Origin of the sequence: Mycobacterium sp. (assembly GCF_049281135.1) — a bacterium.
Classification (GTDB): domain Bacteria; phylum Actinomycetota; class Actinomycetes; order Mycobacteriales; family Mycobacteriaceae; genus Mycobacterium.
The window spans coordinates 1-11,067 of record NZ_JBAPRN010000364.1 but is presented as its reverse complement, the minus strand read 5'-3'; the positions used below and the strand labels follow the sequence as shown (position 1 = coordinate 11,067).

The 11,067-nt window shown below is 65.5% G+C and carries 10 protein-coding genes; 3 read left to right on the top strand and 7 right to left on the bottom strand.

Translation table 11 applies throughout. The features are described from left to right. Window positions 1-1,014, bottom strand: a 1,014-nt coding sequence (locus WAN02_RS14630) for an acyl-CoA dehydrogenase family protein (RefSeq protein WP_422264922.1), incomplete at its 3' end; no start/stop codon positions are given. Window positions 1,015-1,245: 231 nt separating this feature from the next. On the opposite strand from WAN02_RS14630, the gene WAN02_RS14625 reads away from it, so the two are divergent. Continuing rightward, window positions 1,246-2,031: an SDR family NAD(P)-dependent oxidoreductase gene (locus WAN02_RS14625; RefSeq protein ID WP_422264921.1), complete on the top strand. Its 786-nt coding sequence runs from the start codon at window positions 1,246-1,248 to the stop codon at window positions 2,029-2,031. Window positions 2,032-2,122: 91 nt separating this feature from the next. Continuing rightward, window positions 2,123-2,908 carry an enoyl-CoA hydratase/isomerase family protein gene (locus tag WAN02_RS14620; RefSeq protein WP_422264920.1) on the top strand — a complete coding sequence of 262 codons (786 nt, stop codon included), beginning with the start codon at window positions 2,123-2,125 and terminating at the stop codon, window positions 2,906-2,908. On the opposite strand, the gene WAN02_RS14615 is transcribed toward WAN02_RS14620, so the two are convergent. After that, window positions 2,883-3,566: a TetR/AcrR family transcriptional regulator gene (locus tag WAN02_RS14615; protein WP_422264919.1), complete on the bottom strand. Its 684-nt coding sequence runs from the start codon at window positions 3,564-3,566 to the stop codon at window positions 2,883-2,885. The two genes, WAN02_RS14620 and WAN02_RS14615, sit on opposite strands and share 26 nt — an antisense overlap. 67 nt (window positions 3,567-3,633) lie before the next feature. Continuing rightward, window positions 3,634-5,190, bottom strand: a complete 1,557-nt coding sequence (locus WAN02_RS14610; RefSeq protein WP_422264918.1) for an AMP-binding protein — start codon at window positions 5,188-5,190, stop codon at window positions 3,634-3,636. Window positions 5,191-5,415: 225 nt separating this feature from the next. Between WAN02_RS14610 and WAN02_RS14605 the strand changes: the two genes are divergently transcribed. Beyond that, complete coding sequence (locus WAN02_RS14605; protein ID WP_422264917.1) at window positions 5,416-6,669, top strand: cytochrome P450; 1,254 nt, start codon at window positions 5,416-5,418, stop codon at window positions 6,667-6,669. 11 nt (window positions 6,670-6,680) lie between these two features. Here WAN02_RS14605 and WAN02_RS14600 read toward each other — a convergent pair whose 3' ends face one another. From WAN02_RS14600 to WAN02_RS14585, 4 genes are read right to left on the bottom strand one after another with little or no spacing between them, the layout of a single operon-like run. Continuing rightward, window positions 6,681-7,451, bottom strand: coding sequence for an enoyl-CoA hydratase-related protein (locus tag WAN02_RS14600; protein ID WP_422264916.1), 771 nt, complete (start codon window positions 7,449-7,451; stop codon window positions 6,681-6,683). Next, window positions 7,442-8,467, bottom strand: coding sequence for an NAD(P)H-dependent flavin oxidoreductase (locus WAN02_RS14595; RefSeq protein WP_422264923.1), 1,026 nt, complete (start codon window positions 8,465-8,467; stop codon window positions 7,442-7,444). Before WAN02_RS14595 ends, WAN02_RS14600 begins: the two co-directional genes overlap by 10 nt. Window positions 8,468-8,498: 31 nt before the next feature. Next, window positions 8,499-9,629 carry an NAD-dependent epimerase/dehydratase family protein gene (locus tag WAN02_RS14590; RefSeq protein ID WP_422264915.1) on the bottom strand — a complete coding sequence of 377 codons (1,131 nt, stop codon included), beginning with the start codon at window positions 9,627-9,629 and terminating at the stop codon, window positions 8,499-8,501. A gap of 32 nt (window positions 9,630-9,661) precedes the next feature. Then, window positions 9,662-11,011, bottom strand: coding sequence for an FAD-dependent oxidoreductase (locus WAN02_RS14585; protein WP_422264914.1), 1,350 nt, complete (start codon window positions 11,009-11,011; stop codon window positions 9,662-9,664). Between the last annotated feature and the right edge of the window lie 56 nt (window positions 11,012-11,067).

Sequence of the window (11,067 nt, the reverse complement as noted above, 5' to 3'; positions counted from 1 at the left end):
GGCCAGTGGGTCGTTGCGTGACGTCGGGAGCCCAACACCGCGAGCGAATTCGATCACGTCGTTCTCGAACTGCGTGCCCATGTACTTCAAACTCGCCGCCTCCACAATCGGCGCCCGACCGGCATCGAGAGCCTCGGCGATCTCCCAGCACTGTCGCCGCAGCGTGCCCAAGCGGGCCACCAGCGTGCCGAGTTCGACATCGTGGTGATCGTCAGAGGAGCGGCGCAGATGATCGAGCGCGTCGGCCAACAGCGGATAGGTGCTGAGCACCCGTTCGGGACCACCGCGTTCGAACGACAGCTGCTCGATCACCTGACGCCAGCCGTTTGCCTGCGCCCCGAGCAACCGATGCTCCGGAACGAACACGTCGGTGAAGGAGACCTCGTTGAAATGGTGCTCGCCCGACATATCAGTTATGGGCGAAACTTCAATTCCCGGCGCGGACATGTCGACGACAAATTCCGACAAGCCTTCGTGCTTTCGGCCAGTTGCATCCGTGCGCGCCAATAGGTAGGCGTGCGTTGCGCGATGGGCATTGCTCGTCCATGTCTTGCGGCCGGTGACCGACCAGCCGCCCGTGACTTTCTTCGCCATTGTGCGCACGGCGGCGAGATCCGATCCGGCCCCTGGCTCGCTCATGCCCAGGCAGAAGATGAAGTCGGCGCTGATGATGCCGGGCAGCAACTCCTTCTGGAGCTCATGGCTGCCGTGGCGCAAAATCGCTGGACCGATCTGACGGTCAGCGATCCAGTGGGCCGCGACCGGTGCTCCGGCACGCAGCAGCTCTTCGGTGACAACGAGGCGTGATCGGGCGTCGAGTCCGCCGCCGCCGAATTCCCCCGGCCAGGTGATACCGATCAGTCCCCGAGCCGCCAGCTCGCGGGAGAACGCAAGATCGAAGGAGCGCAACCAGCAGTCGCTCCGCGGGGTGTAGCGGCCCGCGGCCAGCCACGAGCCGGTCAGCTCCCGCACTTGTGCACGCAGCGCACCGAGCCGCTCAGCCGTCTCCGTCATACCGGCAGACCTGTCTCGGAGTGGCACACGACGCAACGATAACATTTTGAGTTTTAGCGTCTCAAATCAGTCGATGCCTCGGACTTGCGTCCAGTTCGGAGCACTGTTGCAATCTAATGTGATTAGGCTGTTCGCCGTGGGCAATACCGGCAGTGCAGAACCGTCGACGGTGGGACCGTCATCGCAGACGACACGCGGATCGCTACGGCCGAATTGGTCGCGGTGCCGATCGTGAGCCCGCCCAACAGGTTTCCGCTTCCGAACGCCTCGACAGAGCTCAGCGGTCAAGTGGCGTTGGTAACAGGCGCCACCGCCGGACTCGGCCGCCGCTTCGCGACAGTACTCGCCGATGCCGGCGCGAATGTGGTGGTGGCCGGCCGTCGGCTCGAGCGACTACAGCAGGTCGCCGACGAGATCACCGAACGCGGAGGTCGATGTGCACCGGTCGCGATGGACGTGTCACGAACCGCTGGGCTGAGCGACGCGTTGGACCGTGCCGAGGGGGCATTCGGGACCATAACGATTCTCGTCAACAATGCCGCGATCCCGGATGCTAAACGGGCGCATCGGATGTCGCTGGAGCTGATCGACGCGGTCATCGACACAAATCTGCGAGGGCCGTTCGTGTTGACGTGCGACGTGGCCCGGCGGCTCATCGCCGCAGGGCTGCCCGGCCGGATCATCAACCTCTCGTCGATGGGCGCATACCACTACCAAGGCGACGGAGCTGCTCTGTACTCGGTGACCAAAGCGGCCATCAACCGGATGACCGAAGCCCTCGCGGTCGAGTGGGTCCGCTACGGCATCAACGTCAACGCGATCGCACCCGGTGCGTTCATGACCGAGATGATGGAAGGCCGGATCGCGCGCGTTGGCGACTTCAGCGACGACCTGCCTCGCAAGCGGATCGGAGACCCAGCCCAGCTCGACAGCACACTGCTCTACCTCGCCGCACCGGCGTCGGAGTTCGTCACCGGAACCATCGTCAAAGTCGACGACGGGCAATTCCCCCGCTGAGACCCGGTCGAGTTGCCTGGGAACGCGATCGGATGGCCGGTTATACAAACAGTGCTTGATTAATCGCGACCGACGTCAGTACGCTCCGCAGATGACCATCCGGCACGGCGATCTTCGGCTGGAGCGCGACGGTGACGTGGCCGAGATCGTGTGGGCGGCACCGAAGCTCAACCTGTTCACCCCTGAGGTCGCCGACGCGTACGACGCCGTGTTGGACGATCTGCCAAACGACGTGCGTGCGCTGATGGTGCGGGCCGAAGGCAAGGTTTTCTGCGCCGGGGTCCAGGCGCAGCAGTTCACCATCATGGACGCCGCGGCCGGCACGGCGTTCAGCCGCCGCCTGTTGGGCCTTGTTCACCGGATCGAACGGCTCCCGCTGCCCACGATCGCGGTGGTCCACGCGCTGAACCTGACCATCGGCCTCGAGCTGACTCTGGCATGCGACTTCATCTGGGCGGCAGCGGAGGCGAGCATGGGGCTCGTCGAGGCCCGGGTGGGCATCACACCCGCTGCCGGCGGCACCCAGCGTCTGGTTGCGCGTGCAGGGGTGGCACATGCCGCCGAAATGGTCATCACCGGGCGAACCTACGAGTCGTCTTTGTTGCATGACTGGGGTGTCGTCGACAAGGTTCTACCGCGGCCGGAGTTGCTGGCGAGGGCCCGCGAATTCGCCGCCGAACTCGCGGCCGGACCTACCGCGGCGACCGGAATCGCCAAGCAAATCATCGCGCTCACCCGTGATCGCGGCGTCGCGGCCGCCGACGCGGCGACCCCCGAACTGGCCGGACCGGTACTCAGCAGCGACGATGCGGCGATCGGCGTCGAGGCGCTGCTCACACATGGACCTGGCGCTAAGCCCGCGTTCCGCGGCCGTTAGCACCGGGTCCGCCCTCGACCGGGGCGCCTGGCAACCACCTCGCCTGGCGCACCTTCACCTCGGCTTCGATCGCTTCCAGGATGCTCGACGTGACGAGGTCGAAGATCTCCTCGGAGGACAATCCGCTCTCCGACATCGCCTTGGCCAGCGCCGGGTACTTGTCGGTGTCGATATCGTGCTGATCCTCGGGTGAATAACCCTGTGTGTCATGCAAGGCGCTGCCGATGGCGAACAACTCGAGCGCGTCGAGCAGGGGCATGACGGCCGCACTCGGCACGCCCTCGGCCATCAGCCGTTCCGCCGATGTGTCCAGCATGCGAACGCCCATTCCGAGGGAACGCTTGGACACGATCAGGGGTACCAGTCCCGGGTGTTCGAGCAATGCGTTGCGCAGGTTGCGCGCGTTCTGGGACATCCAGTGCCGCCAGTTGTCTTCCGACTGGTCGGGGGTGCGAACTTTGCTGAGCGCCAATTCCGCTGCACCCACAAGGATTTCGTCCTTGTTTTCGAAGTGATGGTACAGCGACGCACCATTGACGCCGAGCGCGTCGGCCAGTCGGCGGATGCTAAGGCCCGCCAGGCCGTCCTGGTCGATGATGGTGAGCGCCGTCTCGAGCACCTTGCGCCGCGAGATCAACGCAACCTTGGGCCGTACCATGCCGTTCGCCTCCCGGGAATATGTGGTCTGAGGTTAACCAAACACCGCGCTGAAAGCGGGGCGACACTCATTGCGCCGAGACCGTTGGGGCCGCCGAACCGTAGCGTCTCTTCAACTCGGCCTTGGGCAGCTTGCCGGTGACGTTGCGCTCGAACGGGTCCACCGCCAAGAAGTCCGCCGGCACCTTGTACCCGGCCAGGCGTTCGCGGCAGTACTCGGCGAGGGCATCGCGGTCCAGCTCGCTTCCCGGATTCAGCACGATCAGCGCCCGGCCGACTTCACCCCAGCGCTCGTCGGCGATGGGAACGACGGCAGCGTCGGCAACATCGGGATGGGCGTGCAGCACCTGCTCGACCTCGGCCGGATAGACGTTTTCGCCACCCGACTTATACATGTCCTTGAACCGGTCGACCATCGTCAAGAAACCGTCTTCGTCGCGCCTGACCGCGTCACCGGTGCGGAACCAGTTCCCGGCGAAAGACGGGTCGTCAGCGCGCTCGCGGCGCCAATAGCCGACCGTCACCGCCGGTCCATTGGCCCACAGCTCCCCCGCCTCGCCGGCCCCGACGTCCTCGCCGTCCGGCCCAACGATGCGAATGTTGGTGTACTGCACAGGATCACCGCACGAACCGAATTTTTTGAGCGTGTCCGATGGCCGTACCACACTGACGATCGGGCCCATCTCGGTGGCGCCGTATCCGGGGCTCAACGGCCAACCGCGGTCGTAGAACGCCTTGGTCACCTCGTAGTTCAAGAAGCCACCACCGACCTGGCCGTGGCGCATGTGGCTGAAGTCGGCTTCGGCGAACGCCGGAACCCGCGCCATCACCTGGTACATGACAGGGGCCCCGGAGAAATGGGTGAACCCCTTTGCGGAATTGGAGAGCAGCCTTACGACCTCGGCGGGGTCGAACGTCGGCACGACCGCCACCGTGCCGCCCAGCGCCAGGATCGGGTTCGTCATGCTGTTGAGGCCCGCCGCGTGAAAAAACGGCAGGACTGCCAGATAGCGGCTGCGTGAGGTCAGTTCGTACGGGTCGAGCGAGTTCAGCATCTGGTAGTGCAGCATCCGGTGTGTGCAGATCGCCGCCTTGGGACGTCCGGTCGTCCCTGACGTATAGATCAACTGGACCGGATCGGTGACGTCGACGATCGGCATCGCGCTGCGGGGAGCTGCACGGTCCGCCGCGGCGACGATGTCATACGCGGCATCCTCGACATCAAAAGACGCCAGCCGACGCACCTGCGCGGCGGTGCCCACACGGGCCGCCATGTCAGCCCAGGCCGCGTCGTGGACCAGCACGACGGGTTCACAGTCGGCACAGCAAAACTCCAGCTCCGGCTGCGTGAGACGGAAGTTCAGCGGAACCAACATCGCCCCGATCCGCATGCACGCGAACTGCAAAATCAGTACCCACGGGTGGTTGGCGGCCAGCACCGCGACCCTGTCCCCGCGGCGGACGCCGAGGTCGACGGTGAGTGCCCCCGCGAGGCCGGCGACCCGGTCCTCGAGCTCACGCCACGTGTTCACCTCACCGTTACGGACATCCTCGATCGCGGGCTGATCCGGACGACGGTGCGCGTGATAGTTCACGACGTCGGTCGCATAATGCGCACTGCTCATCGCCGATCCCCTTCAACGTTTCAGCTGTGGCGACGGTCATCAGCCGGGTCGGCCGAACACATCGGCGCAGTTGGTGCGTCCATCGTAACCATATGATGTTTGGTTGTGCTCTGAATGGGTTTCCAGCAGCCAAAATCGCCAATCGGGTCGGGCCACATGACCTTGCTATACCAAACGATGTTTGGTACCGTGACGGCCGTCGCCGTCCGGATCGGGAGAGCCGCTGTGGATCAGTTCGACCATCACTCGCAGGACTTCGCCCAGCACTGGCGGGACGTCTACGCCGGTATGCGGACGCAGTGCCCGGTGGCGCACAGTGATCGGCACGGCGGCTTCTCAATACTGACGCGTTACGACGACATCAAGAAGGTGCTGGCCGACCCGGACACGTTCGTGAGCGGCCGCGAACTGTCGCTCGGCGGCGGCGTCGTGAGTGGCGGTGCGACGGTGCCGACCAACCCGGTCCGGATGGGCATGATGGAGATGGACCCGCCGGTATCCCAGGCCTACCGCAAGCTGCTGGCACCGTTGTTGTCGCGCAAGGCGATCGATGCCTACCGCCCGCGGATGCAGGAGATCGTGTCCTGGACCATCGACCGCGTAATCGAGTCCGGTAGCATCGATTTCGTCGATGAGATCGCAAACCCACTGCCCGCGATGGTGTCGCTCGACTACTTTGGCCTGTCGCTGGACAAGTGGGAACAGTACGCGACGACGCTGCACAAGGCCGTGTACCGGGAGAAGGGTTCGGCGCGCGATCTGCTGGCGCTCGTCGACGACGTACGGTCCACCGTTGCCGAGCGGCGAGCGACGGCCGGCGAGCGCGGTGATCTTGTCGACGCGCTGCTGACCGGCGAGGTCGATGGCGAACCGCTCAACGACGACATGGTCACCGAGCTGTTGTTCATGCTGCTCAATGGCGGTATCGACACCTCGACCGCGCTGATCGCTCACATGTTCGGTTACCTGGGCGAGCATCCGGCAGACCGCGAGACGCTGATCGCCGACCCGACCCTGATCCCTTCCGCCATCGACGAGATGCTGCGGTATTTTGCGCCCGGCACCGGGGTGGCCCGCACCATCGCCAAACCCGTCGAGATCGAGGGGCACCGATTTACGCCGGGTGACCGGGTGTATTGCGCGATCGGTGGGGCCAACCTCGACCCCGCGGTCTTTGCCGACCCCGACGAGGTGCGCTTGGCCCGTGAGAACAGCGGCAAGCACCTGTCATTCGGGTTCGGTGTGCATCGCTGTCTCGGGTCGTTCTTGGCGCCGATGGAGTTGACGGTGCTGCTCGGCGAGGTACTTCGTCGGATGCCCGACTACGTCATCGACCGCGGGGGGGTCCGGCAGTATCCGACGATCCCGCTGGTCAACGGCTATCTCGCGATGCCGGCTACGTTCACCCCAGGCCCGCGCGCGCTGACCGGATTCGCCAGCGCGCTACCGGTCCGGCTGGAACCGGCGACCGCGGGCTGACGCCGCGTCGATCAACCGCCATCCAAGTAGCCCGCGCGAGCCTGATCGAGGAAGGTCTGCCTGGCCGCGGCGGCGTCGCCGAGCATGTTGAGCTCAAAGGTGTAGCTGAGCTCCTGTCGATAGAGCGTGCGCAGGTCGCGGGCTGCGGTGTTGTTCAGCGACTGTTTCATCGCACGCACCACCCGCGGTGTCTTGGCCGCGACCGTCGCAGCGATCTGCATTGCCCGGTCGACCGTGGCCTGCACGCTCGGCTCCACGTGGTAGACGCTGCCGTAGCCGTGCAGCTCGGCGATGTCGAACGGCTCGCAGGTGAACATCGCGGTGCGCATCCGCTTCTCCGGTAGCAGGCCGAGCGCCTGCACCCCACCGGTCGTGGCTCCGTTGTCGACCTCGGCGAGGACGAATTTCGTTGCGGCACAACCAACTAAGACATCGCAGGTGCCCGCTAGCAGCACCCCTACGCCCACGCAGTAGCCGTGCAGACAACCGATCACCGGAACGGCGCACTCGGCAATCGCCAAGCTGGAGTCCTGAGATCCCCTGGCCTGTCCCAGGATCCCCTCGAACCCGGGCAGGGCCTGAACCTCCTTGAGATCACCGCCGGCGCAGAATCCGTTGCCCTCGGCCCGCAGCACCGCGACCCGTACCTCGTCGCGGTTCTCATAGCTGCGCACCAGCTCGGTGAGCCGAGCCAGATCGGCGATGGTGTAGGCGTTGGCGGGCGGGTGGTGCACCACCAGTTCGGCGACCCCGTTGGCGTGCACCGTCTCCGTTACGGACACGCCGGCTCCTTCAACACGGCGGCCGAAGCGGCCAGCAGCTCACGTGCCTGGTTGACGATCCGCGTAACCAGCTCGGCGACGGTGGGAATGTCGTGGATCGCCGCGGACACCTGCCCGGCGACCAGCAGGCCGCGCTCGACGTCGCCATCGCGCTGGGCGACACGGATCTGCTCCTCTTCCCAGGCCTGGAATTCCTCGGGCGCCAACGTCTCGCGCGCCTTGTCCAGGGCGGCGATGGCGTCGTTGCGCAGCCCGCGGATCGGGGCGTAGATGCCGCCGTAGACGACGTCTTCCCACTCCTTGGCGTCGACGATGCGCTGTTTGTAGGCCTGGTGCCATTGATGCTCCCGGGTGGCGATGAAGCGGGTTCCCATCGCCGCGGCGGCACCCCCCATCGCCAGTACCGCGGCCAGCCCGCGCCCGTCACAGATGCCACCGGAGACCACCACCGGGATATCGAGGACGCCAATCACCTGCGGCGCCAACACCATCGTGTGCACACCTTTGACGTGCGTGTGCCCGCCCATCTCGTAGCCGGAGGCGATGATGACGTTCGCGCCGTACTCGGCGGCCTTCAAAGCGTGTCGCACCGAACCCACCTTGGCCATGTGCACCAAGCCGGATTCGCGGATGGCAGCACCGAACTCGCCGGCGAAGCCCGCTGAGGTCACGATCGCGCGCAGCTGCTCGCCGGCCTTACCACCGTCGCGCTTGACCGATATCGCCTCGTCGATGCAGGTCCGGCTCACCAACAACAACTCCCCGTCAGGGGTGCGACCGACCGGCACATTGACAGCAAACGGCCGGTCGGTGCTCGATGCGACGTACTCGATTGCGCTGCGAAAGCCCTTGCGCAGGAATTCTTCTGAGGTATTGGTGATGCTTGGGCAGCTGACCGTACCCAGCCCGCCGGCGGCCGACACCGCGGCGGCCAGATGTGTCGTGGGCGACGGGCCCATGCCATCCTGCATGACCGGGTAGTCGACACCAACCAGGTCCTGGAATCGATGCCACATTCGGCTCACAGATGCCTCCCGGTCACGAGAATCAACGGCCGCCTTCATCACGACCGACTGACACGGTCTTGGGATGCGGCATCGGATGCCGCACATCGGGCGCCTCGTCGGGAGCCTGCTCACGCACCCACTCCACCATCCGGCGGTAGGCATCGATGAGCCGGTCCTCGGCGTCATACTCAAATCGCGCTGGATACAGCGGATAATCTGCGGGTGTCACCGGGTTGGCGGTAAGCCACTCGACCGCCTCGACCATAGCGACGTGTGCGGGAACCACCTCTGCATAACCGAGCTCGAGCTTGGCCTTGTTGTTGTCCAGCAGAACGTGCGGATCACCACCCGGCGGCAGCAGCTCGATGAGCGCCGAGGGCGCCATCTCCCGCGGGATCCCGACGAATTCCAGTTCGGCGCCCATGATGTCGACGACGGCCTCGGCCCACTGCCGCACGGTGAACTGGTCGTCGTCGGCGGCATTGTAGGCCTGCCCGTCAGCCACGTCGGGATGGTCGACCGCGCCGAGCACCACCTCAGCGGCATTACGGCACGCACACCGCGAGATGATCCATAATCCGTTGTCCGGCAGGATCATTCGGCGTCTGCCCTCGCGCACGCGACGCATTACCGACCACTCCCAGGGCACGAGGTTACGCGGGCCGTAGATCGCCGGGTAACGGATCACCGTCCCCCGGTAAGCGCCGACTGCGGCCCGGTCGAGCACCGCGCGCTCCGCGGCTCGAATCAGCCTGGCGAACTTGGGCACCGGCTCAGTGCCGTCGGACAGCGGCCCGTCTTCGCGGGCGTTGATCGCCATCCCAAAGGGGTGGACCGTGGCCGCCTGCAGGCAACCGCGGTAGGCGGGCACGCCACCGATGCTGATCAGGTGCCCGCACCGGCCCGCGAACACCTCGGCTATGGTGGCGACCCGACCGTACATCGCCAGCACCAGGTCGTACTGGTTGTCCCCGATCGCCTCGGTCAGGGTGTCCGGGAAGTACGGGTCGGCGTGGATGTGTGGGACATCGGGCAAGCCGTCTGGCTCGTGCACGCCGCGATGCAGCATCGTCACGTCGTGCCCCCGGAGCAGCAGGCCCTCCAGCACCGGCACACCCGTCGATCCGCTGCCACCGATGACCAGCGTCTTCATCGCCTCACCACTCGCCATCCAATTAACCAAACACTAATTGGTTCTCTCAATCAAACCACACCATGGGCCCGCTCAGCCAGCAGACCGATCGGCCGCCGCGTGCCCGTCACCGCGGGGAACCGCGTCGCAATGCGTTCGACGACCAACCGGGCCGATTTCACGCAACCGCTCTGCCCAGCCGTTGCCCATTCGCGCACTCCGTCGCCGACGTTGAACAGGTTCGGAATCGGTGTGGTCTGCGGAAGGTCGCGGCCCGCGATTGCCCGCTGGGCCGGCCAGTCCTCACCGGCACAGACTTGCACCGACAAGATCTTTGCCGTTTCGAAACCTGGAAAGTGCTCGGCCAGATCGGCTTTCAGCATGTCGATCTCGGCGACCTCATCGAATGGGCCAGTAGCCGGGTGCGGCGTACTGGCGCCGGCGTACAAATGCCATCCCGCTGGTGCCATCTCGGGGCACGTCTCGGTCAGATTGGCGGCGTAGGCCAGTCGGCGGGTCGGACCGAAGAACACCACTCCCGGCACCGTGGTCAGCGGCCGCCTGCTGGCAAAGTTCACCGTGATCAGTGTGCTCGGTGCCGATTGTGCCCGGATCCGTTCGGCATAGCCTGCGGGCAGGTGCTCCTCGCCGCACATTCGCACGGTCGATACGGGTCCGGCATTGCTGACCACGACGCCTACCCGAACGGACACATCCCGGCCGTCGCGGCGCACGATCGCGCCCTCGACACGACCGTCGTCGTCGAATGTCAGCCGGGCGACCTCGCTATTCAGCCACAGCTCGCCACCGGTGCGCTCGAACTGGTCGGCCAGCGCCCGCCACGGCCCAATGCTGCCCTCAGGGTGCATGGCATAGGTGTCCAAAGCCTTCGGTTTGGTGAGGTAGTCGAACAGCAATGCGGCTTCCACGTCAGCGGGCTCCGCCGCGAACAGGGCGCTGGTCAGGTTGCGCAGCAGGCCACGCACGAACGGTCCGCGACGGATTGTCACGTCGGCAAGCGTTCGTTCCGGCGCAGGCCGCAGCCCGGGGAACCGCCGAGCGGTGATCCCCAGCAGCGCCACCGATGTTTTCAATACCGCGCCGTTCACGCCGTTCATCACCGGCACGTCGCGCTTGCCCAAGCGCAGCACCAGCGGTCGTGCGGGCAACCTGGTCCCCATCGATATGCCCAGATCGGCGAACAGCCTGCCGTTCTCGCCACCGGTCTCGATGATCAACGCACCGGTGTTGACCCGGAATCCGTCGATCTCGACCGTGGAGGCGCGTCCGCCGACGCGATCGCGGCTTTCCGCGAGCAACGTCCGGTATCCGAGGTGGTGCAGGCGCGCCGCCGCGGCCATGCCACCGGCACCCGCACCGATCACCAATACGTCGAATATCTCGTCACCGGTTTGAGACACCCTGACCTCCAAACACTTTGAAATCGGATCGATCAACATCCGGAGCCGTCGAATTC